A 25185-nucleotide genomic window follows, 5' to 3' on the forward strand; every position below is an offset into this window, starting at 1 on the left:
TCGTGCGATCGGGGGCCACACGGCGTCCCAGTACACGCCATGCTCTACCATACCGACTATGGCGGACAGCAGGACGAGGCTCGGAGTCAGCGCGTACGCAATCGGCGTATTCGTGCTGACTCTCGGCAGCAACGGCGTACGAAACATCGTGGGCTGGTGGGGTTTCCTCGCCATCGCCGGAGCGCTCACTGGGATCGGGATCTGGATCTTCCTGCGGGAAAAGCCTGAGCGGTTCAGATGGTATCGCCTCCCGAGTCCGCTCTATTGGTTCCTCACGCTCGCCGTTGTCTCGATCATCTGGTCGCAATATCGTTTCGAAAGCGTGCTCGGTGTGCTCGCGCAGATCGCGACGACGATTCTGGCGATCGTGCTCGCCTACGTGCTCACCTGGCATGAGGTGCTCCGCACCCTCGGCACCGCACTGCGCTGGATTATTGGAGCCTCGTTCGCGTTCGAGCTGTGGGTATCGATCTTCGTGCGCGAGCCCGTGTTCCAGAACTTCATCGATCGCCCCGAAGCAGGCGAGAAGATCTCCAAGCTGCTCTACTGGAGCCGCGATCTCCTGTTCTCAGGCGGTCCGATTCAGGGCATTGTCGCCAGTTCGGTGCTCTTCGGGTTCATCGGGTTGCTCGGCCTCATCGTGTTCGGGATCCAGCTTCGCGCCGGTCTCGTCGGCCGCTTCACCGGATGGGTGTGGGTGGTCGCGGCAGCAGCAGTGATCCTGCTCACCCGCGGCGCCACCGTGTGGGTGGCCCTCCTCGCCGTGTTCATTGCGCTGACACTCGCGCTGTGGGCGCGCAGGCTGGGACCTGAGGGCCGCGTGCCCCTGTACATCGTCGGGGCCGCGCTGTTCGCGGCCGCGCTCGGACTCGTGCTGTTTGCTCGCGACTTCGTGTTTGGGCTGCTCGGCAAGAGCGGCGACATGACCGGACGGCTCGAAACCTGGCAGCGTGTGATTGACCTCGCCGAGCAACGGCCGTGGTTCGGTTGGGGCTGGGTGAGCTACTGGGCCCCGTGGGCCGAACCGTTCAAGTCTCTCGACTCCAAAGCTGGAATCCCCGTCATGAGCGCGCACAACGCGTGGCTGGACGTATGGTTCCAGCTCGGCATTGCCGGGCTACTCGCCTTCGTTCCGCTCGTGCTGCTCACAATGTGGCGGGTCTGGTTCCGGGCAGTCGACGCCCCGCGACGCGGCTTCGGCCCGCCGCTGCCCTACGCAACGAGCGCACTCTGGCCGTTCCTCGTGATCGTGGCGCTGCTGGTGCAGTCGCTCACCGAAAGCAGACTATTGATCGAGGGCAACTGGGTGCTCCTCGTGCTCATCGCAGTGAAGTCCCGGTATGACTTCCAGCTCCCGTCCCTCGACGCCGAACCGCGCAAACAACCGTGGCGCCGAATCCCGATCCCACGCGATCCCGTTACCGGTGCGATCCCAACGAGCCCACGATGAGCGCCATGTTGCAGGTCAGCGCGGATCGGCTCCAGCAGCTCCGGAGCGATGCCCGGCTCGAACGAGACACCATCCTCGAGCGGCGCGTGCGCGGCGGCGAGGATCCGGCGATTGCTGTGGAGGAAGCTCCTGAAGTCGACGATTTCGTGGTGCTTGCCCTGCGGGATGAGCTCCTCGAGGACAGCGGCCGGCTCGCCGAGTTCGGCCTCGCCCGCCTCGCTGCGCGCGCTGGGGGCCGGAAGCGGAGGCACACCGCCGCAACGCGGACCGCGTGGAGTTCGAGTTGCTGCGAATCATCGCGGCGGCTGTCCCCGAGCTGACCGTGGCCGTGTGGCGGGCAGGCGAGCACCTCACCACGGAATGAGCAGGAACCGGCGGTAGACTAGCCGCTGGCCTATTCCCGAGCTTTCCGGAAAGTGAGGCGTGTCTTTCATGCCGACAACGCTGCAGTCGATCGTCTTCCCGCTCTCACAGGACCCTGATGTGCTGCCGCTGTATGCAGACGCGGAGACCTGGTCCAAGATCGGGGGCCGGCACGTTCGGCTCAGTGAGAACGCACACATTGACAACGTCATCTCACGTTCAAGCTCGCGCGTCCGTTCCGGCCAGCGGGTCTCGTTTGCGAGCTACTTCAACGCATTTCCCGCGGCCTACTGGCAGCGCTGGACCGTCGTCGACAGTGTCCGGCTCACCCTGCGCACGAGCGGCCCTGGCACGATCATCATTTATCGTTCGAATGCCGGCGGGGTGCAGCAGCGCGTCGATTCACGCCCCGTCACCGGCAGCGTCGAGTCGGTCTTCGAACTCCCGCTGACGATGTTCAGCGACGGGGGCTGGTACTGGTTCGATCTGATCGCGAGCACCGATGACCTCGTGCTCGAATCCGGCGCGTGGACCACCGATGCTGAGCCGAAGCTCACTGGCAAGCTGAGCCTCGGCATGACGACTTACAACAAGCCGGACTACTGCGTTGCAACGCTCGCCAACATTGCGGAGAACCCAGCGCTGCTTGCGGGCATCGACCGAATCTTCCTCGTCGACCAGGGCACACAGAAGGTGCGCGATGAAGCAGGCTTCGACGCCGTCGCTGCTGCGCTCGGGGAGCAATTGCAGGTGATCGAGCAGGGCAACCTCGGCGGCTCGGGCGGCTTCTCGCGCTCGATGGCGGAGACGCTTGAGCGGGAAGACACCGACTTCCTCCTGCTGCTCGACGACGATGTCGAGTTCGAGACCGAGAGCGCGCTGCGAGCGCTACAGTTCGGTCGATTCAGCCGCGAGCCCGTGATCGTCGGCGGACACATGTTCGATCTCCTCGACAAGCCGGTGCTGCACGCGTGGGCTGAGGTGGTCCGCCCAGATCCCTTTATGTGGGGGCCGTCATTCGAGGAGCAGCACCGCCACGACTTCCGCAAGCGCAACCTCCGGCAGACGAAGTGGATGCACGCCCGCCTCGACGCGGATTACAACGGCTGGTGGATGTGCATGATCCCGAAACAGATCATTGCCGAAATCGGGCTCTCGCTTCCGGTCTTCATCAAGTGGGACGATGCCGAGTACGGGCTGCGGGCGAAGGCTGCCGGGTACCGCACGGTGTCGCTCCCCGGCGTCGCACTGTGGCACGTCTCCTGGCTTGACAAGGACGACTCGCAAGATTGGCAGGCGTTCTTCCACACTCGCAACCGGATCGTGGCGGGACTGCTGCACTCGGACCGGCCAGGGAGCGGCAAGCTGCTGCAGAACGCGGGCAGACAGGATCTCAAGAAGCTGCTCAACATGCAGTACTACGCAACGCAGCTCGCCGTGGACGGCATGCGCTCTGTGCTGCGCGGCCCGGCTGGCATGCACGACGACATCGGGAAGGACATGCCGGCGGCACGCGCACGAGCCAAGGACTTCCCCGAGACCCACGTGTACCGGCCGGGAGATCCTGAGACCCCCATTGCCGTCGGTGGCCGCGCGCTGCCGCTGCTGGAGAAGCCGAAGGACTACCCCACCGGGGTGAAGCTCGGACTGTTCACGCTCCGTTTGGTGCCAAAGCACTGGCGCCGCGAAAGCGCGGAAGCGGATCAGCTCGCGCCCGATTTGGAGTACTCGAAGCGCGACGCCCTGTGGTGGCGAATCCCGCACCACTCGAGCGTGATCGTTGGCGCAGCTGACGGTAGCGGAAAGATGTGGTACCGCCACGACAAGGCAAAGTTCCGGCGTCTGCTGCGCGAATCCCGGAGTTTGAGCCGGAAGATTGCCAAAGACTGGGATCGGCTCTCAGCGGAGTACCGCGCTGCGCTGCCGCAGATCACTTCGGTTGAGGAGTGGCGCAAGACCTTCGACGGGCGCTAAGTCACTGGCTTGGTGTTGAAATGCCAACGGCGCCGGGATCACGATGATCCCGGCGCCGTTGGCATTTCTCCTCGCGCTTAGTGCGTCGCGCGGTGCAAGAATGCGGCCATCGCTTCTCGCGTTACTTTCCCCTTCGGGTTGTAGGTCAGCTTCCCATTCACGACGATTCCAGTGGTGAGTTTTGCGTCATACATCCAGGTGATCTCCTTGTAGAACGGCTGTCCCTTTTTCACGTCTGTGAACGGAGATTGGGCCGCACCAGGATACGTCGCACCCTTCAGCCGGTACATAAACGCAGCCATCGCTTCGCGAGTCACGCTCGACTTCGGGGCGTAGTTGCGACCTCCCGCCACACTTATTCCAGTCGAGAGTCCCGACGTGTACATCCACGCGATTTCCTTGTAGAACTGGTGACTCTTGGGCACATCCTTGAACGGAGAGGTTTGCGGGGCTGTGTAATTCGACGGAGCCGCGAGCCGATAGAGGAACGCCGCCATGGCTTCGCGAGTTACGTTTGCACTTGGCGCATACTTACGCTGCGAACCGCCCGCGTCGATACCAGTAGAGAGCCCGGATGTGCTCATCCAGTTGATTTCCGTGGCGAATTTGTGGACGTACGGCACATCGATAAACGGGGTAAAGTCAACGCGTACTGTGGCAGTGGCCCCGGTGGATACAACGGAAACGCGGGCCGTAGAATTCCACGGCGTAGAGTTCTTGCCCGGTCGCATCAGCTGCGCCAAACCATCGCGGCCACCGACCGTGTCTCGAACCGGGATCACAGTGCTCGTGCGGATGTTTTGCGTGGAGCTATACGCCTGCGTGTGCGTCCGCATGATCCGCACGCCCTGGTCTCGAATGAAGGTGCGTTGCGCACCGCTGTCCAAATAGAGCCAGGAATCTGCTTGGAGCCCGAGACCCGAATCTTGCCCAGACATGTTGCGGTACTCAACGAAGTAGCTTCCCCCTGTGGGGCTCTCAATTTTCAAGCCTCGGAGCCCCGAGAGCCCTCCACCCGGCTGGAGCGTGAAGGTCTGCGAACGACCGCCCGCTGCGTTCACCGTTTTCACTGAGCCTGCCGGTGCTACTCCCAACATGCTCTTCTGAGAGATCGGCAGCGCAGGAGGCTTCACTCCACCGACGCTTGAGCCATACCCCATGACGTTGTAGACGTCACCGTACTCAAGGTCCACACAGGGCGAGGCCGGCTTGCCAGCGGACGACTGCTTCGCGTCTGTGGCGGACCCGGTGCATGACCGGGTGTTCCCGTGGCCGAGGCTCAGATTGTGGCCGATTTCGTGAGCGATGAGGCCATTCGCCAGTGAGACAGCGGCACCGCCTCGTTGTCCGATATCTGCCCATACCATGCCGCCAGAGTGAAGACTCTTCCCGTATGTGCCCCAGCCGGCGACACCGCCCGAAAGGGACCCGCAATTGTCATCGACGATCACGACAAGGTGCCGCCCAGAGGTGAGATAGCTTTGCGAAGTCTTGCCAAAGGCTTTCGCGCCTTGGTTCCAGAGGTTCTCAGTGTACTTCGGGCTGCACCGCAGCGTTTTCGTGTTTCCTGTTGGCGCTTTCTTCGCTTTGTAATTGACCTTCAGCTGACTGATCGCGCCGTTCGTCTGCTGCTTCCAGTAGGTGCTGGCGGAGGTCACGAGCGCTTTGAGATCGTTGTCCGAGGGATTCGCGCCACCGGTGAAGAAGATCAGGTCCACATCGTGAGCCTTCGTGGCAGGTGCAGCGTTCACGACTGACTCTTCCACAACAGAGCCTGAAACAGGAGCCAACACTTGCGACGCGGATGCAGCGAGGCCCACAGCTTCGAGGGCGTCGCCGACTGCAAGCGCACCGCCCTCGGCAATCTGAGCATCAATGGTCGCACGGATCGTCTCATCGAGCTCAACGAGCCCCTCGAATCGCTCCCCGGTCTCCGGTTCAGCACCAGCGAGCGCAGGATCGATCTCCACAAGGGGACCTTCATCTGTAGCAACCATGACTCGGTCAGACACGGTCGCAGCCGCGTCGCGTTCGACGCCATCGGTGCCGTCAACGTGCCCATCCGCCTCAGACCCCGCAAGTGGGCGCTGGCTGCTCGGCGCTTCGCCTGGAATCACGACGATCAAGCCTGTCACCGGAAGGGTTTCGGGCGATACGGAGAGTATCTCGGAGGAGTCCTCGGTACCGGCATCGTCGTGGTCCGCTGCATCCGTCGTTTCAGCGTGCTCGCCAGACGGCGGTGTGGCGGAGGCAGGTTCGTCTGTCGAATCAGTCGCAGGATCGTCCAAGACTGAAGGTTCCGTTGCCTCTGGAGTGGCTGGCAGCTCCTCTGAGACTGCTGAGTCGGGTGCCACTTCGCCAGGGAGCACTTCACTCATCTCTGGCGATGCAGGATCTCCCTGCGGAGGCAGAACGGCATTGGCAGGCGCCGCACTGACGGCGAGCAGAAGCGCCAAGGCGCTGCCCAAGAGAACTGTAGGGATTGAGCGCACGGCACCCTCTCGTCTTGTGGAATGTCGGGAATCCCCGCACAGCTACTTTAATCGGCCACACTGATTCCTGTGAATTCGGAATGCATACGGCGCAGCCAAGCGAAGGGAACTCAATCGGGCCAAGATCCTGATTGCGCGCTTCACGCTTTGCATGAAACCGGCAAGATCCGAGATTTCACGGAGGGTCATCAGAGCGATTTCCTCCGCGCTCATTCCCGGGGTGAACCACACGCGAGCAGCGCACACTCGATCCGGAATCAGGCGGAACTCGTGCCAAGAGCTCCAATCGTTCCCTGAACTCGCCCGAACCACGACGAGTGGCCTGTGCGGAGACGAGGTGGTGGCTGAGTTTCAACGGCCGAGCCCCCTGTGCGAGCACCGACTGCGAAAGCGTACACCGGCACTACTCCCAGCCCTCTGCCGTGCCCAAGCTGCGAGCAATACCCATGTTCGGATCAGCATTCTGGACGCCTACTCGCAGAGCGCAGGCCCAGCCCTCTCTCCGCGACACTGCGGAAATGGCGCATCTCACAGCGCAGTGCGAGGTGTTGCTACACGCAGCACAACGCCGGTGGGATCCGCAGACGCGGACCCCACCGGCGTGAAGAGGAGATCTCGTACTAGAGCATCTCGGACAGCTTGTTGTTGAACATTGTCAGCGCCGAGCCGATGGCCATATGCATATCGAGGTACTGATAGGTCCCCAGTCGCCCTCCAAATAGCACCCCGTTCTCGGCGTTCGTCAACTCGCGATACTTCAGCAAGCGCTCACGATCTTCGGGAGTATTGACTGGGTAGTAGGGCTCATCGTCCCTGGTTGCAGGCCGCGAGAACTCGCGCATGATGACTGTTTTGTCCGCCGGGTACTCGCGCTCAGGGTGGAAGTGGCGGAACTCGTGGATGCGCGTGTAGGGCACGTCAGATCCCGCATAGTTCATGACACTGGTGCCCTGGAAATCTCCGGTCGGGAGCACCTCCTGCTCGAAGTCGAGCGTGCGCCAGCTGAGCTCGCCCTCCGCGTAGTCGAAGTAGCGGTCAACCGGCCCCGTGTAGACCACGGGCACCGTGCCAGCAATCGCCCGCTTGTTGAGCGGCTGCGACTCATCGAAGAAGTCAGTGTTGAGGCGCACTTCGATGTTGGGGTGATCCGCCATCTTCTCCAGCCAGGCCGTGTAGCCGTCAGTCGGCAAACCCTCGTGCGTATCGTTGAAGTAGCGGTTGTCGTAGGTGTACCGCACGGGCAGTCGGCTGATGATCTCGGCCGGCAGCTCGGTTGTCGGCGTCTGCCACTGCTTGGAAGTGTAGTCGCGGATGAACGCCTCGTAGAGTGGGCGACCGATCAGCGAGATCCCCTTCTCTTCGAGGTTCTGTGCCGATTTCGTGTCGAACTCGCCTGCCTGCTCAGCGATGAGTGCACGCGCAGCGTCCGGGCCATAGGCGGCACGGAAGAACTGGTTGATGGTCCCGAGGTTGATCGGGAGGGGATAGACCTCGCCCTGGAAATTCGAGTACACCTTGTGCTCGTAATTCGTGAAGCTCGTAAAGCGATTCACGTACTCCCACACCGTTTCATTCGAAGTGTGGAACAGGTGGGCACCATAGCGGTGCACTTCGATCCCAGTTTCCGGCTCCGCTTCGGAGTAGGCGTTGCCGCCAATGTGTGAGCGGCGGTCGATGACGACCACTTTCTTGCCAGCGCTTGCGGCGCGCTCAGCAATCGTGAGCCCGAAGAAACCTGATCCAACGACGAGAAGATCCATGATCTCCATCATACGAGGCTAGAATGGTGAGATTCGCCGAACGGCACTCATTCTATGAACGTATCCGCCACCCCACTTCTCCTCATCGTCGATGAGATCTCTGCTGGCACCGCATCTATCGATATCTGTTTTGACGGCGCACGCGTGTGGTCGATCGATGTTCGTGACGAGGATCCGGCCGGTGGGCCGCACCGATTCGCGTGGCCGCAAGCGCTCCAGCCATTCCTTACTGGACGTACTCGACTCAGCGTGCACGACTCCGGCTCCAGCGTCGAGCTTGCTGCGTCCGAGACGATGTTTGACGATGAGGCCGGACGTACCAGGGTCACCGATGAGGTCGGCGCTCCGCTTGTGATTAACAAGTGGGGTCGGCTCGGTGTCGCGCTCGAAGCCCTGGGTGAAGAGGTCCAGGAGCTCATCCTTGAACGCTCTGCACGACTCATAGCTCTGCTCGAAGGGCTCGGGCTGCGACCCTTCGTTGTTGGCGGCACGCTGCTCGGAGCGGTGCGGACCGGAAAGCTTCTCCCCCACGATGACGACGCAGATATTGCGTATCTCTCAGAACATGATTCGCCCGCAGATGTCGCGGTCGAAGCGTTCCGCGTTGGATCTCAACTCGTTGCAGCAGGCTACGAGCTGCGTCGCCACAGCGCAACACATATGCAATTGCTGTTCCGCGACGACAGCGGCGCCGTAGAGCACTACATCGACGTGTTTGCCGCGTTCTTCACGACAGACGGGAAAATCAATCAACCGTTCCATGTCCGGGGTGACATGCGCCGCGACGAACTCCTCCCGTTCGGATCCGTTGAGATCAACCGACTGCAGTTCCCTGCCCCGGCGGACCCGGCACGCTGGCTCACCGTAAACTACGATGCGAACTGGCGTACGCCGATCCCTGGGTATGTGCTCGAGACCCCGGTGGCGACTCGCCGCCGGTTTGAAAACTGGTTCGGATCTTTTAATCTGCACCGTGAGTTCTGGGACGAGCGGTTTGCGCACGGCGCCGTCCGCGGCGGAGATCCACAGTGGGCCTCTGGTGCAGCGTGGCTACTCGCGGAAGTCGCAGCATTCTCCTCGTCGACCCTGGTCGATCTGGGTTGCGGAGACGGCGTCTTGACGCGTGCTCTCGCCGCAGCCCACCCTGGCCCGAACGCCCTCGGACTCGACTATTCAGATGTGGGCCTGCACGTGAGTCGCGCTGGAGCGATGAACGGTGATTCTGTGACGTTCGCCCACACAAACTTTTACCGGCTCACGGCGCTCGCTGCACCCCGGGCGAACGGAGTTTCGGGCCCTTTTGATGCCGTTGCAAACCATCTCTTCGAACAGCTCGGACACCGCGGCCGGGAACAGGGGTGGCGTCTCCTGCGAATGGCGCTCCGCAGCGGTGGCAGCGCTCGGTTCACCTTCAATGCTCACCATGCACCAGACGTTCACTTCGATGACCCAACCGGCTGGCACCTCACTGAAGGGGAACTCAGCGCCGAGGCTGCGTCCTACGGACTCCGCGTCGAATTTGTGCCGCTCCCCGTAACTGCTCCGAGTTTCGCTGAGCGCCGCCCGATCGGGGCCAGAGTGCACCTCGGCTCTCACGCAACTCCTACCTCACGCCCAGGGAGGGCAGCATGAAAGAACCACACGCCACGGCCAGTCCGCTCACCCGGCTCCGCAACCGCCTCTCCGGCGCACACATTCGCAGCCTGCAAGCTGAGCTACAAACCGAGCGCGAGCGCATCACACAGCTCGAGGCCGAACTTGATGAGCTTCGCCGCGACAGCCTCCGTGTCGCCGAACTCGTCGACCTGGTGGAGCAGCAGCTGTCTCCGTAGCGGTGAGCGGCGTGCCCGCTGATCACGTGGCCCGAAAGCTCACGCGACCACCGACGCGCAGTCGCGCGGGATCATTCCAGGGGCCGAGAGCGACGCTTAGGCCTCGGAGCTGAGCGCCGACGCGATGATGCGGTGTGCAGGCAGAATGCTCCGTCTCTCTTCGTCCATGTCGACCGTACCCTGGACGAGATCAACAAAGTGCTCGAACTGCGCTGCGAGGGGCTCGAGGCCAGAGACCTCTGGCACCTCCATCTCCGTCATCTGTTTGAATCCGGCGCGGCCATCCGTGCTCTCGATATTGGCGTGACGATACTTCGTGACACTCCGGAGCAGCAGATCCACCTCAACCATGGAGGTGAGCGACTGGATCGTGAGACGACGCACCTTACGCTGACCGATCCGGCTCGCAGAGGCGGAGGCGATTCCGTTGTTCGGGAACCGAAGGGTCATGTCGATGACGTCTTCAGCTCCCGGTTGCGACTCCGGATGGAAGTACCCGAGTTCTGCGCTCACAGTGGACGGAGACACTGAACCGAAGAGACGCGACACGAGGTCTGCGTCGTGCACGAGCATGTCCCAGGCAACACCGGTCTTAATGCGCGCCCAGTACGGCGAGTGCCGCTCGGCACGAACATACACTGGATCCTCGATGAGCGACTCCGCGGCGATCACGCCGGCGTTATAGCGCTCAAGGAAGCCGCACTGCACGGGGACGCCACGCTGCTCTGCGATGGTCAGAATCTCTTCGGTCTGCTCGAGCGAGGGGCAGATCGGCTTTTCAATGAGCACCGGAATGCCGGCGTCCAAGATCTGACGCGCGATGTCGTAGTGGTACTCGGTCGACGCCGCGACAACCACCGCGTCAGCGTGCTTGAGCGCTTCCTCGGCTGCTGGGAACCAGTCGCCGCCGTAGAGGTCAGTTGCCGCGCGCCCGTTCTGCTCGAACGGGTCGACGATGCCGACGAGGTTGGCGCGCGCGGAGGCGGAAATAATCCGAGCGTGATTGCGGCCCATCGTTCCAGCTCCGAAAAGCACGATGTTCGGGTTTGCCATGCGTCTCCTCCAACACTTCCAGCGATCCGTTCCCGAGGCGTCGAGACGAACCTCTCCAGTTTACGGGGTCCGAAGCAGGGATTCCCTTGCCGAGCTACAGTGGGGGACATGACGGACCTCACCGCTCGCGCGCTCGCAGACGACTTCACCGCCGATCTCATTGGCGCGGACCTCAGAATCTCGGTCCCGGCTCCACTTGTCGACGCCACCGCAGACACGCTCACCTTCGTCGGCGATGTCGAGCGTTTTGCGGCACCGCTCGGCGCGGCACTCGCCGCTGGCGCCGTAGTGCTGGCGCCCGAAGGAGTCGAATTGCCTGCTCCTGCACGAGGTGCGATCATCCCCGTAGCCAACCCGCGCGCCGCATTCGGCCAGACTGTGGCGCGACACTTCGCCCCACAGATGGAACCGGGGATCGCTGCGACCGCCCGGGTGCACGAGACGGCGATCGTGCACGACACTGCACACATCGGCGAGTACAGCGTGATCCGAGCCGGTGTGATCATCGAAGCACACGCGGAGATTCGGGATCACGTCGTGATCGGGCGCAACGTCGTGGTCGGCCCGCACGCGCTGGTGAAGAGCCAGGCAGTGGTGGGCGAGGAGGGCTTCGGCATCGAGAAGGACGCCAATGGCAACAATTTCCATGTGCCCCACATCGGCTCCGTGCGCCTGGGCGCTCACACCGAGGTCGGCAATTTCACCACGGTGTGCTCCGGCACGATCGCTCCCACCGTGATCGGGGATTACACGAAGATCGATGACCACGTGCACATTGCGCACAACTGCCGGATCGGCCGCAACGTGATCATCACTGCGTGCGCAGAGGTGTCCGGCAGCGTCGTCGTCGAGGATGACGTCTGGATAGGTCCGAACGCCTCAATCATTCAGGGGCTCACGCTCGGCAAGGATTCCCTGCTCGGGATCGGGGCGGTAGCCCTGAAGTCGATCCCGGAGAACGAGGTCCGGGTCGGGAACCCCGCGAAGCGGCTCGGCGACAACAAGAAGTAGCGCCGCGCCGGGCCGCTAGTAGTTCTCGGCTGGGACTTTCTCGAACCACCAGAACGGGTGCGTGAGCACCTGCATGAGCGGCTCTTTGCCGACCCACTGGCCGAAGTGCCCCTCGCGCCAGCGCCCGCTGGAGTCGCTCAGGTACTTCATGTTCGGCATCATGAACCGTTCTTCGTAAGCGTGATAAGCGACGGTGTCGTTCCACTTTTCGCGCAGCGCGTTCGCGAAGTCCATGCCACCCATACGAGCCGGTTCATGAGAGCTGAATCCGCCGAGTGGGCGCCCCACCGCTGCTTCGAACACCGCGCGCTGGCGTTCAGCCCAAGACCAGTTGTCCCCGCCGAGCCAGTCGCTCAGACCACCTTCGAGGTGGAGCTGGACTTCGTGGCCAAGCGCCTCCATCTCCTGAATGAACTGCAGGGACTGCAAGCTCATGAGATTGTAGCCGCGCGCGTGCACGCGCAGGAAGAACGTCGACGAGCATCCAGCCTCAGCATCAACGCGCGCCACGCGCATGGCCTGCTCAATCGTGTTGTCGATGTCGTGTCGCAATACGAGGTGCTTCTCCTGCGGGGCAGCCAAGTACCGTTCGAACCCGGTCACCGCGTATCCGGCCTCGCGATACGCACGGAGCGTGTCGGCGTACGACCTGAGCGAGTAGTCGTACGTTTCAGTTGCAGTTGAGGTCACGCCGGCCTACCGTCCAGGTCGCGGCCAGCTTGCGCCGGCTCGGGTCTGTCAAGAACACAATCTTCCCCATGCTACGTGACCCGGGTTCGGAAACGAGACCCCGCGGTAGGATTGCACGCATGGCAACACTGAACCGAGTGGCTTTTCCCGCATCGTGAACCGCAACCGCCTTCCCGCGTGGGTAAACCACTGGATTGACAGCCTCGCCGACGCCCCGATGAGCGTGCTGGGCAAGATCGCGGCACGCCGCCTCGGAAGCCCAGCCCCCCTTGGTTCGGTTCCGGCGACCGAGTTTGCCGATGCCCCCACTCGCGTGCTGATCGCCCCTGTGAACTACGCAGGCCAGGGCAAGGCGTGGGCGCGCGCGCTCGAAAAGATGGATCCTGGCATTTCCGCACGCAATATGGCGATGGAAGTGCCAGGTGGATTCGCGTTCGACGCTGACCTCTTGGTGCCGGTCGGCACCTACCACAACGATGCAGACTGGCAGCAGCGCCAATTCGAGGCTGCGGCGAGCGCAACCCACGTGCTCATCGAGGCCGAGGAACCTCCCTTCGGTCGCTTCATGGGACGCTCTGTTGCCGCGCAAGCAGCAGCCCTGAGCGCACGCGGTGTCAGTGTTGCGTACCTGGCACACGGCACGGACGCGCGTCTTCCGTCGCGACACATCGACGGCAATCCACTTTCCTACTACGCTGACGAAGCGGTGTATCTCCCCCGCGCTGAGCAGCTGGCCGCGCGCAATATTGCATTCGTCACCGACAGCGGTCGTCCCGTGTTCGTGTCCACTCCCGATCTGCTGGTGGATCTGCCGCACGCTGTCTGGTGTCCCGTCATGGTCGACCTGGATCGCTGGGCAGCACCGAACCGCGTGGCGCGACCGCCTGCCGCACCGCTCCGAGTGGTACACGCGCCCTCAGTCGCGGCCTACAAGGGCACCGCCATGATTATGCCGACGATCGAACGACTCGAAGCCGAGGGCCTGATCGAGTTTCGTTTGATCCAGGGCGTCCCGTCCGCCGAGATGCCCGCGGTGTTTGCTGAGGCAGACGTCCTCTTGGATCAGTTCCGTGCCGGGTCGTATGGTGTTGCCGCGTGTGAAGCGATGGCCGCTGGCTGCCTGGCAATCGGCCAAGTTTCGGCGCAGGTACGCTCGGCAGTTCAAGAGGCGAGCGGGCTTGAACTTCCCATCCTTGAGGCGACACCGGACTCGCTGGAGCAGGTGCTGCGGGGACTCGCGGCACTCTCAGATCTTTCCGCGCAAGCGACACGCAGTATTGACTTTGTGCGGACCGTGCACGACGGCCGCATGTCGGCGCAGGCACTCCGCGAGCACTGGCTCGCTGCGCCTGACGCACATTTCGACGATCGAAAGGACCCGGTCGGTGCACCCAGCAGCTGAACGACTCTGGAATCTCACGCCAAAGCTTGCACAAGACGCAATCGCCTCCGGCGTTGACCGCCTGCGCGGAGCGGTCCCACCGCCGCCGCCAGTGCCCGATCCGCAGATGCCGATCCGTCTCCTCGTTGGGCCGGTGAATTATGCTGGCCAGGGGTATCGTTGGTCCCGCGCAGTCGAGGAGACCGGACGGGTTTCCGCGCGCAACTATGTCCATGAAGCGAACAACCCGCTGGGATATGCCTCGGACTACACCGTTCCGTGGCGGACTGCTGAGCATTCACGATCCTGGCAGCGGTCGATGCTGGAAACGTTGTCCGAGCAGTACACTCACGTGCTGATCGAGGCGTGCTTTCCGATCCTCGGTGGTCGCTACTCCGGCGATATGTACCGGCAGGCGGCCGAATTGCAGGAAGCGGGCCTGAAACTCGCGATCGTGGGGCATGGCACTGACATTCGTTTGCCCTCGCGTCACGCCGAGCTGCACGAGTGGTCCTATTTCCACACCGACGAATGGGTCGCCCCTGAGCTGGTAGAAAAGGTCGTCAGCAAGAACCTCAAGTTGATCGACGATCTCGGCGTGCCAACCTTCGTCTCGACCGCGGGCCTCTTACTTGATGTGCCTGAGGCGCATTTCCTCGGAGTCATTATTGATCCAGAGAGGTGGTCGAACGATGAGCCGCTGCTGGTGCGCGACCGCCTCAAGGTCGTGCACGCACCAACGAATCCAATTCCGAAGGGCACAACGCTCATCGCCCCGATCGCTCGGCGGCTGCACGATGAAGGCCTCATTGAGTATGTCGAATTGCGCGGGATCCCGAACGATCAGATGCCCGCAATCTTCGCAGACGCAGATGTGGTGTTGGACCAGTTCCGCGGCGCGGACTACGGGGTCGCTGCCTGTGAAACTATGGCCTCTGGGCGGATCGTCCTCGCCCACGTGAGTGACCAGGTCCGAGCCGAGGTGGAATCTCGCGCCGGCATGGCGCTCCCGATTCCTGAGACGACTCCAGGCACCATTGAATCGATGCTCCGTGACATCGCTGCGAGGCGGGATCACTACCGGGAAATCGCGGCGCAGGGGCCCGAGTTCGTGCGCCGGCTCCACAGCGGCGACTACTCGCGCAACGCGCTGATGCAGCACTTTTTGGACGCATAACAATGCGGATCATTATTACTACCAGGATCTACCGGCCCGAACCGTCGGCTGCGTCGTTCTTCCTCGGTTCTGTCGCTGACGCGCTGACGGCTGGGGGCCACGAGGTCGAGGTACTCACCGCAAAACCACTGCCCGGTCAAGGCGAAGCCTCGCGCGGCGAGCGGGTGAAGACCTTTCCGGTCTTGCGCGACGCGAACGGGTACGTGCGCGGCTACCTGCAGTACATGAGTTTTGATATCCCGCTCGCCTTCCGGCTGCTGTTCTCGCGCCGCCCGGCCGCCGTGTTTGTTGAGCCACCGCCCACCACTGGCGCCGTCGTCCGAGTCGTGTGTGCGCTGCGACAGATTCCCTATGTCTACGACGCTGCGGACATCTGGTCTGATGCGGCGGCGCAGGCAACGAGCTCCGGTGTCGTGGTCAAGGTGCTGCGCTTGCTCGAAAAGTTTGCGATGCGGGGTGCCGCTGAGCTCGTCACGATCTCACACGGAGTCGTCGATCGGGTCAGGCAGCTTGGGGTCACGACCCCGATCGACGTTGCTGGCTTCGGTGCGGACACTTCCGTGTTCGGATATCGAGAGGTCCCGCACGAGAAACTCTTCATTTACGCCGGGACCTACACGGGACTCCACGGCGCAGACATCCTGATCGAGGCATTCGCGCTGTTTTCCGAGACTCACCCCGGCTACCGGCTCCGTTTCATTGGCAATGGCACCGGTCAGGACGCCATGGTGTCGCGGGCGACTGCGCTCGGTATCGCTGCTGCTGTTGAGTTCGCTGAACCGGTACCTGCTGCCGAGCTCAGTCCCCAGCTCTCCAGCGCAGTCGCCAGCCTCGCTACGCTGAAACCAGGCGGAGGTTACGAGTACGCCTTCACCTCAAAAGCATACTCGTCGCTCGCGGCAGGCTGCCCGGTCATCTTCGCTGGCCCCGGCCCCACGGCTCCCTTCATTGCAGAAGCCGCAACACAGGTGCCCGTCGGTGCGGCGGTCGAATACGAGCCCGAGGCCATCGCTGCGGCAATGCGCGCTGCTGTCGATGCCCCGCTCAGCGCCTCTGAGCGACAGCGCGTCGCGGTATGGACCGCAGAGCACCATTCGATGCGCGCCGTGGCCGAGCGCGTCGCCGCACGCATCGCTGCTGTTGGGTCGCGCCCCGGGTCGAGGACCGCATGACTTCCCTCTTCTCCCGATTCGCCGGCTGGGCCGTGGCACACCGCTCCAAGTTGCCTCAGTGGGCGCAGCGCCTGATGGAGTCTGCCGCACGCAATCCCGACGGCCTCGTAGGGAAGCTCAGCGCCCGCCTCATGGGCTCGGGCGGCGATGCCGCAGTCACGAGCGTTCCCGACGCGGAGATCCGGGTGTATGTCGCGCCAACGAACTATGCCGGGCAGGGGTACCTGTGGGCACGGGCACTCGAGTCCGCTGATTCACGGATCGGCGCCCGCAATATGGCGATTGATTTGCCTGGCGGGTACGCGTTCCTTGCCGACACACTTGTTCCCATTGCCGCAGTGAACGCTTCAGCTGACTGGGCGGCGGCAGAATGGGCGGCGGTACGTCAGTTTACTCACGTACTTTTCGAAGCCGAGCGGCCCATCTTTGGCAAGCAGTTCGGGCGCAACATACACGCCGAAGTTGCCGCGCTCGAAGCAGCCGGCGTCTCCGTCGCGTTCCTCGGACACGGCACCGATGTCCGCGATCCTGACCACCACATGGAGCTGACCCCCTGGTCGCCATATGGGGAGGACCCGCGCACACCGGTGCTGCGGACAGACGCCCAAGCGAACATTGCATTGCTTGAACAGCTCCGCAGGCCAACGTTCATCTCAACCCCCGATCTTGCGGCGGACCTCCCATGGGCCGTATGGTGCCCGGTGGTGGTCGATACCGCACGCTTCACGGCTGCTGACTCCGCGTTCGCTACTGACGGCGAGCGCATACGGGTGATCCATGCCTCAAGCAACCCTTTGCAGAAAGGCAGTGACCGGATCGAGCCTGCACTCGCTCCCCTCATCGAATCCGGAGAGATCGAGTACGAGCTCATCACCGCGACGCCCGCCGCGGAAATGCCGGGCGTGTTTGCCGCGGCCGACATTGTGCTCGATCAGTTCCGCGTCGGTTCGTACGGGGTCGCCGCTTGCGAGGCGATGGCGGCTGGCCGCGTCGTTGTCGGGCACGTGCTTCCATCCGTCCGCGCGCGCATCCTGCGCGACACCGGCCTGGAGCTCCCGATCGTTGAGGCGACACCGGACACGCTGCACGACGTTATTGCCGCCCTCCTCGCAGATCCTGTCGCTGCTCGCGCGGCAGCTGCAGCGGGACCTGAGTACGTCTCGGGAGTGCACTCTGGCGCGATGAGTGCTGCGGCGCTCATCCACCATTGGGTCGATCCCGTCTAGAGCATCCTGATCGTGCGCTGATCCGGCGCATCTTTCCAGCTGCGCACCCTGCGCTCAACCGGGTACTCGATCCAGTCATGCAGCGCGTATGGAATGTTCGAGAGCGCAACGGCAACCATGAGGAGGGGCTCCCCTCATCGAAGCGCAACCTCATGACGGTTTCAGCTGGCTTCAGAGCGCGAGGGACGGCCCTGATCGCAGAACACGGAGCCCAGACCGAATCTGATTTCCGGGAGCGCTGCCTGTCAGCCGCATTTCGGCCCTGGCGAGTCCGCCTGTCGAGTGATGCAGGAGTCGCGGTGAACATCGCTGGAAAACAGTGGAGACACTGCAGGCGAATCGGTGTCTCCGCGAAGTCTCCGCTGCACGAGACAGCTGACTGGGCCGGTACGATCGAAACTATGTCTGATCCACGCGTCGATATCACGATCGCTGTCCACTCCGCCTCACGTCCCGTCGCCCGAGCGGTCGCTTCGGTGCTCGATCACACCGTGGCACCCGTGCGGGTCAATGTCGTGGCGCACAATATCGATCCGGAGATCATCCGCACGAACCTCGGACGCTTCGCGAGCGATCCCCGGCTGCGGCTGCTTGAACTCCGAGATGGGATCCCCTCCCCGGCCGGCCCGATGAACTTTGGTTTTGCGTCCTCGACCGCCCCGTTCATCTCCGTGATGGGTTCTGATGACGAACTCGCCCCCGGGGCGATCGACTCGTGGCTTGCGGTGCATGAGGCCACGCGCGCAGAGGTCGTTATCGCGAAAATCCAGCTCGCAGACGGGCGCACTGATCCATATCCACCTGTGCGCAATGGCCGCCGCACGCGCGCGCTGCACGGCCGGCGCGACCGCCTTGCGTACCGCAGTGCCCCACTTGGCCTCATCGACCGAGCGCGCTTCGGTGAGCTTCGCCTCACGGAAGGGCTCCCCTCCGGCGAAGACCTCGCGTACTCGCTCACGCTCTGGTTCACCGGCCAACGTCTCGCCTACGATCTGGATGGCCCCGCGTACGTCATCAACGACGATGCGTCCGATCGCGTCACGGCATCTCCGCGACCACTCGCCCAAGATTTCTCGTTCCTCGATGAGCTTGAGTCATTCGCGTGGTTCGCGCGCGCCAGCCGGGCAGATCGGATCGCGATTGTCGTCAAGCTGATCCGGATCCACGTGTTTGACGCGGTGCTCGCTCGGATCGGTTCAGCTGAGGCGCTTGCTGAGAACCGCTCCGATATTCTTGCGCTGCTCGACCGCTTCGAGCACATCGCGCCGGGAGCGACCGCGCTCCTCTCACTCGCCGACCGACGAGTGTTCGACGCCCTCCGTGATCCAAGCGGCACACCGGCAGACATTTTGCGGGGTCTCGAAGCTCGCCACGCGTATCTGTCGGTACCGACGCTCCTGACACGCAATCCGTTCCTCGCGCTGCGTGCACAGGCCCCGTTCCGCACACTCTTCGCTGGCTTCCGGATCATGAACGGGAAGCGCTAGTCCCGCTACGGTGCCGCCGGATTCTCCGGCTCCCCAACCCCAAGCTCCGACGCGAGGCCAGCCAGCGCAACCTGCTCACCAAACGCAGGGTGCGCACGCGCCACCTCAGTGAAGCTGCCCTGCGCCACGATGACACCGTCGTCGAGGTAGCAGATCCGGTCGTAGTCCTTGATCGTCGACAACCGGTGCGCAACTGAAATCAGCGTCACCTCGCCCTGCAGGCTCCGGATCGCCTTCGTGACCTCGTCCTCAGTCTTGGTGTCGAGCGAGCTGGTCGATTCGTCGAGCACCAGCACGAGCGGGTCAGTGTAGAGCGCACGAGCGATGCCGAGCCGCTGTTGCTGTCCGCCGGAGAGTGACACCCCGCGCTCGCCGATGCGTTCGTCGATGCCGCCGGCGCGCGAGTCGATGAGGGTGCCGAGCTGTGCACGTCGCAGCGCGTGCTCCACGCGGTCCCGGTCCAGATCATCGCCCCAGGTCAACGCAACGTTTTGCGCAATGGTGGCGTCGAACAGCGCCACCCGCTGCGGCACATAGCCCACGCGACCGCGCCACTGTTTCAATACTGAGCGCAGCGATTCTCCGTCGATCTCGAGTTCCCCTGACGAGGGCTGACTCAGCCCCAGCAGGAGATCGATCAGTGTCGACTTACCCGCGCCAGACGGGCCGACAATTCCGACGGAGCTGCCGAATGGGATCTCCAGCGACATGCCGCGAATCACCTCGTCCTCGGCCGCCGGGTAGCGGAAGTGAACGTCCGCGAGCCGGAGCTTTCCTGGCCGCTCAGCGAGCGTCGCCGTGTCGGCAGGCGCCTGCGAGGTTTCCATGTCGCGCTCAGCGGCAATCATGTCGCCGATGACATCCTTCGCGCCGGGAGTGCTGGCGGTCGCCTGCACGATGCCTCCCTGGAGGCCGGTGAGTGCCGGGATGAGACGGATGCCGGTCATCGCGAAGAGCGCGACAGAGCTCAGGCCAGCAGCCATTCCGCCCTGCCAGACGGCGAAGCCACCGATGAGGATGACGCCGCCGAACAGCGCAGCCTCGTAGGCGAAGCCCGGCAAGATTCCCAGGAACGCACCGTTGGCGCGGGCCCGCACACTGTGCCGTCGGTTATTTGTCACCAGATCCGCTACTTCACTCAGCCGGTTGCGCAGGCTGAGCTCCTTCAGCGCATCGATCATCTCGGTCATCAGATTGGCTACCCGGTAGCCGTAATAGAGGTTGACCTGGCCGGCTTCGAGCGCGCGTTTCGTAACCACGAAGTGCACCAGCAGCATGACGAGCGAGAGATACACGAACGCGATCGCTGAGGTCATCGGGTCGGCCACCACGAGCACACCGAGCACCAGCACGAACGTGAAGAACGAGCTCGGGATCCGCATGATTGGCAGCACAAACCCGGCCATCGTGTTCGCGATTCCGGCATCTGCAATACGGGTGATCTCTGCGACGGAGCGCTTTGCCCGTTCCTCCCAGCTGGAGTTGATGTAGGCCCGGAAGAGCCGGTCCCCGATCTCCAGCTCGTACCGCGCGAAGCGCCGGGTAGCAAACCACTGCAGCACCACATTGAGCACGGACTTCAGAATCATCAGCAGCAGGGCAATGAGCACGAAGATCGGCGCGCTCTCCGGGGCCACGTCCCCGATCACTGGAAGCGAAATGGTATCGCCCGTGAGCGCAGGCCCAATGACGATGGCGAGCAACGCCATGCCGACCGCGTCAAGTGCCGTGATCAGGCTTGTCGCCACCATGAAACCAACGAAGTAGCGCTGTGCTCCCTGTGGGAGCAGCGGGAGGAGCTGCCGGAGGACCGACCAGATTTCTTTCATAACGTGTCAGGCTTCGCGAACGCGAAGGGGCCCGAGCCTACGCCCCCGCCTGCAGCACAGCGGTGACTCCAGCGATAATGCGATCGACGTCGCCAGCGGCGAGCGACGGGTGCACCGGCAGCGAGAGCACTTCGGACGCTGCTCGCTCGGTCTCGGGAAGCTCGAGTCCAGGCGCGAAGTGTGCGAGAGACGGGAGCCGGTGGTTCGGGATCGGATAGTACACGCCGGAGCCAATGTTGTGCTCCGCCTTCAGCGCGTCGCGCAGGCCATCCCGCTCCGCAGCATCGACGCGGATCGTGTACTGGTGATACACGTGCACGGCTTCTGCCGCCACGTATGGCAGGGTGAGCCCGGCAATCCCGGCAAGCCCGGCGTTCAACGCTGCGGCGTTCGCCTGACGCTGCGCAGTCCACGCGTCGACTTTGGTGAGTTGCACGCGACCGATCGCTGCGTGCAGATCCGTCATCCGCGCGTTGAAGCCGATGACCTCATTCGCATACTGCGTTTCCATGCCCTGGTTGCGAAGGAGGCGCACGTTCCGCGCGAGGTCGTCAGTCGCGCACGTCACCATGCCGCCTTCACCAGACGTCATGTTCTTTGTCGGGTAGAGGCTGAACATCGCGAAATCCCCGATGGTACCTGCCGGGCGACCGTTCCAGGAAGCACCGTGGGCCTGGGCCGCGTCCTCGTAGATTGCGAGGCCGTGCTCCTTGGCAATCGCCTCAATCTGATCGACGAGGAACGGGTGCCCGTACAGATGCACCGGCATGATGCCTTTCGTGCGAGGCGTGATCGCCGCGCGCACGGAATCGGGATCAAGCGAGAAGGTCTGCGGATCGATGTCGGCAAACACCGGGGTCGCACCGGTGAGCGCCACCGAGTTACCGGTTGCAGCAAACGTGAAAGAGGGGACGATCACTTCGTCGCCGGCTCCGACACCTGCCGCAAGCAAGCCAAGATGTTGACCACTTGTACCTGAATTTACGGCCACTGTGGCCCGCCCGTTCACGAAATGTTCGGCGAACTCCAATTCGAAGGCTGCCACTTCCGGCCCTTGGGCGATCATGCCGGAGCGCAAAACGCGGTCTACCGCAGCTCGCTCTTCGTCGCCAATGATCGGCTTTGCCGCTGGGATGAACTCTGCTGACATCTATTCACACCTTTCGTGGGCACGGGATTGCCCGACGTTCATCTGCCAGAATACCTGTATGACCTCTGAATCAGCGGCAGCGCCCGCTTCCGCTGGCGACACCTGGGTGGTGATCCCGCTCTACAACGAGGCGACCGTGATCGCTGAGGTGGTCCAGGGCCTCCTCCCCGAGTTCCCCCTGGTTGTCTGCATCGACGACGGATCGAGCGACGGCTCTGGGGAGATCGCACGGCGCGCCGGTGCCCGCGTCGTGACGCACCCCATCAATCTTGGCCAGGGCGCGGCGCTCCAAACCGGATTCGACTATGCGCTCGAACGGGGCGCTCGATTCGTTGTGACGTTCGACGCAGACGGACAGCACCGAGTCGAGGACGCGGTCGCGATGCTGCAGCGCGCCCGCGCAGAGGACCTCGCGATCGTGTTCGGTTCTCGGTTTCTCGACGACCGCACGAACCCTGGCATTCTCAAGAAGATCGTATTGAAGACCGCAGTAGCCGTGACAAATGTGACCACACGGACGCGCCTCACTGACGCCCACAACGGGCTTCGCATCATCCGGGCTGACGCGCTGCGCAGGATCAAGTTGCGCCAGGATCGTATGGCGCACGGTACAGAGATCGTCGTCCAACTCGGCCGCACCGGGCTGCCGTATGCAGAGCACCCCGTCGAAGTGATCTACTCGGAGTATTCGAAGGCCAAAGGTCAATCGCTGCTCAACTCCGTGAACATCCTCGTTGACCTGATCATTCGGTAGGGACACACTATGACGCTCTTCCAGTTTCTCCTGATCGCGGCGGTCGTCATCGCGGCAACTCTCGCCGTGCGCTTTCTGCCTGGCGAGCGCTCGCTCGCGCTCAAACGAATTTTCGCCATCCTGTTTGTCGCCGCAGCGGTCCTCGCGATCGTTTTCCCCGGCGTGCTCACCGCGGTCGCCAACTTCTTCGGTATTGGCCGCGGCACTGACCTGCTGCTGTACGTATTCATAGTCGCGATGCTGATTTTCGCGACCGCAACAGTGCGCGCAAAGGCACGCAGTGACGCGAGGGTCACCGAGCTCGCACGCGCCGTCGCGCTCATGGAAGTCAGGATTGCGGAGCGGAGCCCCGGCGCCACCCCGCCTCCTGAAGCCGAGGAAACGAGCACACCGTGATGGCTTGGATCGCCCTCGTGGCACCCGTCGTCGCGGCGGTACTGATTATTGCGGTGCTTGGTTTGCCCGCCGCGCTCGCACTCCGCCTGCGTGGTTTCGCAATCGCGTTGGTCGCCGTGCCCGCAGCATTTGCCGTACTCGCGCTCAGCACCGTCGTTACACCCTTCGTCGGAATCAGTTGGTCGCTGATTCCTGCGCTTGGCATTGCGATTCTCCTCGCCGCCGCACTGTGGCTTCTTCGCCGCTGGCTCGGCGCACCAGCCCTGTCCAACTCGGGACGCGTGCGGCACGCTGAACTCTGGATCGGGCTCGGGGCTGCCGCCCTCGGCGGCAGTGTCATTGCGGTGTCGCTGGCGTCCGGCCTTGGTTCTCCCGGAGCCATTTCCCAGACGTTTGATGCGAACTTTCATCTGAATACAGTCCGCTACATCCTCGACACAGGGTCGGCCTCGCCGTTCGGCATGGAGCTGACTACGCCTGGCTCCCCGGGGTTCTATCCGGCCCTCTGGCACGCATTCGTAGCGCTCATTGTCCAACTCACTGGGGCGACCATCCCCCTTGCGACCAATGCTGCCCTGTTCGTGGTGTCCGCGGTTGTGTGGCCAATCGGTGCCGTTGCCCTCGGCCGAGCCGTCGCGGGGCCCAGCACGCACGTCACGATTGTTTCTGGAGCTCTCGCTGCCGCATTCCCCAATTTCCCGCTCTTCCTTGCGGGGTACGGGGTGATCTACCCAAATCTGTTCGCGCTGACATTGCTGCCCTATCTGCTCGTGGCCGGGCTGCAACTGCTCAACCTTGGTCCCGCCAGACGCTCGTTGCCGCTCGCGCCTGGCACACGCTGGCTGCTCTTCCTTGGCGCGCTTGGCGCCGCGGTGCTTGCGCACCCGAACGTCATCCACGCGGCTCTCGCCTGGGGCATGGTCCCAGTGCTCATGGTTGCGTGGCGCGCACTCCGAGATCGCCCGGTACTCGGCCCGAGTGGCCTCTTGATCCAGCCAGCCATGGCCCCGGCGCTCCGGCGCGTTGGAGCGGCGCTCGGTGTTGTCGCCCTCATCGTGTTCACCACTGCCGCGTGGATCTTTGGCCAGACATATGACAACGCATGGCAGGGGTTCTACGGCCCTCGCAGTGCGGCGCTGCAGCTTATTGGTGGCACGCCCCACCTGGCAGGCCACGCTTGGACCGTTTCGCTGATCGTGCTGCTCGGTGTGGCACTGGCGTGGCGGCATCGCGGTCTGCGCTGGCTCCTGGGCTCTGCCGCGGCCCTTGCATTCCTGTACTGGGTATCCGATGGCTTCCCCTCAAGTGAGTGGCGCACCATGTTCGTCGGCCCCTGGTATAACGATCCGCGCCGGCTGGCCTCACTCGTCCCCTTCGGCGCACTGCCACTCGCCGTGCTCGGAGCGTCAGCTGCATGGTCCATGTTGCGGCCCGGTCTCCGTCGGTTTGCGACGCTACGTGCCCGCCATCCAGAGCGCACGCGCCGACTGCTCGCTGGCTTTGCCATCCTTTTCCTGCTCGCTGCTGGACAGGCCGGGTCATTCTCGGCGCTGCAGTCGGTACGGGAGGGGTATGACAGCCGCAAGGCATTGTTGCTCGATCATGACGAGCGAGCACTCCTCGAGCGCCTTGATGAGGATGTGCCTACTGGTGAGGTCGTTGCGAACAACCCGCTGAACGGGAGTTCACTCAGCTACGCACTCGCCGATCGCGCCGTGTTGTTCCCGCACACGAACGGGAACTATGACCCTCGCGCCTACACGCTCGTCGGCACCCTGGTGTCTGATCCGGCCGCCGCCTGCGCGGCTTCCGCGGACCTAGGCGTGAGATTCGTGCTTGATTTCGGGACTGACTATATCTTCGAGAATGCAGGGAAGGTCTGGCCTCAGTTCGCCAAGCTGAAACAGCTTGACCGGTCCCCTCTCCTCACCGAGGTCGACCGCGAGGGCGACGCGGTGCTCTACCAAATCACGGGCTGCTAAGGAGTT

The 25185-nt window shown here is 63.3% G+C and carries 21 protein-coding genes; 14 read left to right on the forward strand and 7 right to left on the reverse strand.

What is annotated here, in order from left to right:
- Positions 1-58 precede the first annotated feature (58 nt).
- The 3 genes from K1X41_RS06295 (at position 59) to K1X41_RS06305 (ending at position 3787) form a co-directional block, all read left to right on the forward strand.
- Positions 59-1450, forward strand: coding sequence for an O-antigen ligase family protein (locus tag K1X41_RS06295; protein WP_133617689.1), 1392 nt, complete (start codon positions 59-61; stop codon positions 1448-1450).
- Positions 1447-1770: a hypothetical protein gene (locus K1X41_RS06300; RefSeq protein WP_258566678.1), complete on the forward strand. Its 324-nt coding sequence runs from the start codon at positions 1447-1449 to the stop codon at positions 1768-1770. Before K1X41_RS06295 ends, K1X41_RS06300 begins: the two co-directional genes overlap by 4 nt.
- Positions 1771-1882: 112 nt before the next feature.
- Positions 1883-3787: a glycosyltransferase gene (locus K1X41_RS06305; RefSeq protein WP_132206376.1), complete on the forward strand. Its 1905-nt coding sequence runs from the start codon at positions 1883-1885 to the stop codon at positions 3785-3787.
- A gap of 77 nt (positions 3788-3864) precedes the next feature.
- Here K1X41_RS06305 and K1X41_RS06310 read toward each other — a convergent pair whose 3' ends face one another.
- Positions 3865-6165 (reverse strand): S-layer homology domain-containing protein, encoded by a 2301-nt coding sequence (locus K1X41_RS06310; protein ID WP_220175601.1) that lies wholly within the window; start codon positions 6163-6165, stop codon positions 3865-3867.
- 734 nt (positions 6166-6899) lie between these two features.
- Positions 6900-8039 (reverse strand): UDP-galactopyranose mutase, encoded by a 1140-nt coding sequence (glf, locus tag K1X41_RS06315; protein WP_220175602.1) that lies wholly within the window; start codon positions 8037-8039, stop codon positions 6900-6902.
- A 54-nt stretch (positions 8040-8093) separates the two neighbouring features.
- On the opposite strand from glf, the gene K1X41_RS06320 reads away from it, so the two are divergent.
- Both K1X41_RS06320 and K1X41_RS06325 read left to right on the forward strand, forming a co-directional pair.
- Positions 8094-9671 (forward strand): class I SAM-dependent methyltransferase, encoded by a 1578-nt coding sequence (locus tag K1X41_RS06320; RefSeq protein WP_220175603.1) that lies wholly within the window; start codon positions 8094-8096, stop codon positions 9669-9671.
- Positions 9668-9871, forward strand: a complete 204-nt coding sequence (locus tag K1X41_RS06325) for a DUF6752 domain-containing protein (RefSeq protein WP_133617695.1) — start codon at positions 9668-9670, stop codon at positions 9869-9871. The genes K1X41_RS06320 and K1X41_RS06325 overlap by 4 nt, the downstream gene beginning before the upstream one ends.
- Positions 9872-9967: 96 nt before the next feature.
- On the opposite strand, the gene K1X41_RS06330 is transcribed toward K1X41_RS06325, so the two are convergent.
- Positions 9968-10924, reverse strand: a complete 957-nt coding sequence (locus tag K1X41_RS06330) for a Gfo/Idh/MocA family protein (RefSeq protein ID WP_133617696.1) — start codon at positions 10922-10924, stop codon at positions 9968-9970.
- Between the two features lie 108 nt (positions 10925-11032).
- Here K1X41_RS06330 and K1X41_RS06335 point away from each other — a divergent pair, with 108 nt between their 5' ends.
- Positions 11033-11935: an LpxD N-terminal domain-containing protein gene (locus K1X41_RS06335; protein WP_133617697.1), complete on the forward strand. Its 903-nt coding sequence runs from the start codon at positions 11033-11035 to the stop codon at positions 11933-11935.
- Between the two features lie 15 nt (positions 11936-11950).
- Here the strand turns inward: K1X41_RS06335 and K1X41_RS06340 are convergent, their stop codons facing one another.
- Positions 11951-12625, reverse strand: coding sequence for a GCN5 family acetyltransferase (locus K1X41_RS06340; RefSeq protein ID WP_133617698.1), 675 nt, complete (start codon positions 12623-12625; stop codon positions 11951-11953).
- Positions 12626-12779: 154 nt separating this feature from the next.
- On the opposite strand from K1X41_RS06340, the gene K1X41_RS06345 reads away from it, so the two are divergent.
- Genes K1X41_RS06345 through K1X41_RS06360 form a run of 4 tightly spaced genes read left to right on the forward strand, consistent with a single transcriptional unit; the run spans position 12780 to position 17581 of the window.
- Positions 12780-14027, forward strand: coding sequence for a hypothetical protein (locus tag K1X41_RS06345; RefSeq protein WP_220175604.1), 1248 nt, complete (start codon positions 12780-12782; stop codon positions 14025-14027).
- Positions 14011-15183 (forward strand): glycosyltransferase, encoded by a 1173-nt coding sequence (locus tag K1X41_RS06350; protein ID WP_220175605.1) that lies wholly within the window; start codon positions 14011-14013, stop codon positions 15181-15183. Before K1X41_RS06345 ends, K1X41_RS06350 begins: the two co-directional genes overlap by 17 nt.
- 2 nt (positions 15184-15185) lie before the next feature.
- Positions 15186-16355 carry a glycosyltransferase gene (locus K1X41_RS06355; protein WP_220175606.1) on the forward strand — a complete coding sequence of 390 codons (1170 nt, stop codon included), beginning with the start codon at positions 15186-15188 and terminating at the stop codon, positions 16353-16355.
- A complete protein-coding gene (locus K1X41_RS06360) occupies positions 16352-17581 on the forward strand; it encodes a glycosyltransferase (RefSeq protein ID WP_220175607.1) in 1230 nt (409 codons plus the stop codon). The genes K1X41_RS06355 and K1X41_RS06360 overlap by 4 nt, the downstream gene beginning before the upstream one ends.
- On the opposite strand, the gene K1X41_RS15450 is transcribed toward K1X41_RS06360, so the two are convergent.
- Complete coding sequence (locus tag K1X41_RS15450; RefSeq protein WP_258566679.1) at positions 17578-17700, reverse strand: hypothetical protein; 123 nt, start codon at positions 17698-17700, stop codon at positions 17578-17580. The two genes, K1X41_RS06360 and K1X41_RS15450, sit on opposite strands and share 4 nt — an antisense overlap.
- Positions 17701-17982: 282 nt before the next feature.
- Here K1X41_RS15450 and K1X41_RS06365 point away from each other — a divergent pair, with 282 nt between their 5' ends.
- Positions 17983-19068, forward strand: a complete 1086-nt coding sequence (locus tag K1X41_RS06365; RefSeq protein ID WP_133617703.1) for a glycosyltransferase — start codon at positions 17983-17985, stop codon at positions 19066-19068.
- 5 nt (positions 19069-19073) lie between these two features.
- Here K1X41_RS06365 and K1X41_RS06370 read toward each other — a convergent pair whose 3' ends face one another.
- Together K1X41_RS06370 and K1X41_RS06375 are read right to left on the reverse strand one after the other, a co-directional pair.
- Positions 19074-20897: an ABC transporter ATP-binding protein gene (locus K1X41_RS06370; protein WP_220175608.1), complete on the reverse strand. Its 1824-nt coding sequence runs from the start codon at positions 20895-20897 to the stop codon at positions 19074-19076.
- 37 nt (positions 20898-20934) lie between these two features.
- Entirely contained in the window at positions 20935-22047 is a 1113-nt protein-coding gene (locus K1X41_RS06375; protein ID WP_220175609.1) for a DegT/DnrJ/EryC1/StrS family aminotransferase, read from the reverse strand.
- 58 nt (positions 22048-22105) lie between these two features.
- Between K1X41_RS06375 and K1X41_RS06380 the strand changes: the two genes are divergently transcribed.
- The 3 genes from K1X41_RS06380 to K1X41_RS06390 are packed head-to-tail and all read left to right on the forward strand — an operon-like array spanning position 22106 to position 25179.
- Positions 22106-22801, forward strand: a complete 696-nt coding sequence (locus tag K1X41_RS06380; RefSeq protein ID WP_220175610.1) for a glycosyltransferase family 2 protein — start codon at positions 22106-22108, stop codon at positions 22799-22801.
- Between the two features lie 9 nt (positions 22802-22810).
- A complete protein-coding gene (locus tag K1X41_RS06385; protein ID WP_220175611.1) occupies positions 22811-23197 on the forward strand; it encodes a DUF2304 domain-containing protein in 387 nt (128 codons plus the stop codon).
- Positions 23197-25179, forward strand: a complete 1983-nt coding sequence (locus K1X41_RS06390; protein ID WP_220175612.1) for a DUF6541 family protein — start codon at positions 23197-23199, stop codon at positions 25177-25179. Before K1X41_RS06385 ends, K1X41_RS06390 begins: the two co-directional genes overlap by 1 nt.
- Positions 25180-25185: the final 6 nt, after the last annotated feature.

Origin of the sequence: Leucobacter luti, from assembly GCF_019464495.1 — a bacterium.
GTDB lineage: Bacteria > Actinomycetota > Actinomycetes > Actinomycetales > Microbacteriaceae > Leucobacter > Leucobacter luti_A.

Bases quoted from the DNA above. Each gene is read 5' to 3' on its own strand.
- K1X41_RS06295 (WP_133617689.1), top strand. From the start codon at position 59: ATGGCGGACAGCAGGACGAGGCTCGGAGTCAGCGCGTACGCAATCGGC.
- K1X41_RS06300 (WP_258566678.1), top strand. From the start codon at position 1,447: ATGAGCGCCATGTTGCAGGTCAGCGCGGATCGGCTCCAGCAGCTCCGG.
- K1X41_RS06305 (WP_132206376.1), top strand. From the start codon at position 1,883: ATGCCGACAACGCTGCAGTCGATCGTCTTCCCGCTCTCACAGGACCCT.
- K1X41_RS06310 (WP_220175601.1), bottom strand. From the start codon at position 6,165: ATGAGTGAAGTGCTCCCTGGCGAAGTGGCACCCGACTCAGCAGTCTCA.
- glf (WP_220175602.1), bottom strand. From the start codon at position 8,039: ATGGATCTTCTCGTCGTTGGATCAGGTTTCTTCGGGCTCACGATTGCT.
- K1X41_RS06320 (WP_220175603.1), top strand. From the start codon at position 8,094: ATGAACGTATCCGCCACCCCACTTCTCCTCATCGTCGATGAGATCTCT.
- K1X41_RS06325 (WP_133617695.1), top strand. From the start codon at position 9,668: ATGAAAGAACCACACGCCACGGCCAGTCCGCTCACCCGGCTCCGCAAC.
- K1X41_RS06330 (WP_133617696.1), bottom strand. From the start codon at position 10,924: ATGGCAAACCCGAACATCGTGCTTTTCGGAGCTGGAACGATGGGCCGC.
- K1X41_RS06335 (WP_133617697.1), top strand. From the start codon at position 11,033: ATGACGGACCTCACCGCTCGCGCGCTCGCAGACGACTTCACCGCCGAT.
- K1X41_RS06355 (WP_220175606.1), top strand. From the start codon at position 15,186: ATGCGGATCATTATTACTACCAGGATCTACCGGCCCGAACCGTCGGCT.
- K1X41_RS06360 (WP_220175607.1), top strand. From the start codon at position 16,352: ATGACTTCCCTCTTCTCCCGATTCGCCGGCTGGGCCGTGGCACACCGC.
- K1X41_RS15450 (WP_258566679.1), bottom strand. From the start codon at position 17,700: ATGGTTGCCGTTGCGCTCTCGAACATTCCATACGCGCTGCATGACTGG.
- K1X41_RS06365 (WP_133617703.1), top strand. From the start codon at position 17,983: ATGTCTGATCCACGCGTCGATATCACGATCGCTGTCCACTCCGCCTCA.
- K1X41_RS06370 (WP_220175608.1), bottom strand. From the start codon at position 20,897: ATGAAAGAAATCTGGTCGGTCCTCCGGCAGCTCCTCCCGCTGCTCCCA.
- K1X41_RS06375 (WP_220175609.1), bottom strand. From the start codon at position 22,047: ATGTCAGCAGAGTTCATCCCAGCGGCAAAGCCGATCATTGGCGACGAA.
- K1X41_RS06380 (WP_220175610.1), top strand. From the start codon at position 22,106: ATGACCTCTGAATCAGCGGCAGCGCCCGCTTCCGCTGGCGACACCTGG.
- K1X41_RS06385 (WP_220175611.1), top strand. From the start codon at position 22,811: ATGACGCTCTTCCAGTTTCTCCTGATCGCGGCGGTCGTCATCGCGGCA.
- K1X41_RS06390 (WP_220175612.1), top strand. From the start codon at position 23,197: ATGGCTTGGATCGCCCTCGTGGCACCCGTCGTCGCGGCGGTACTGATT.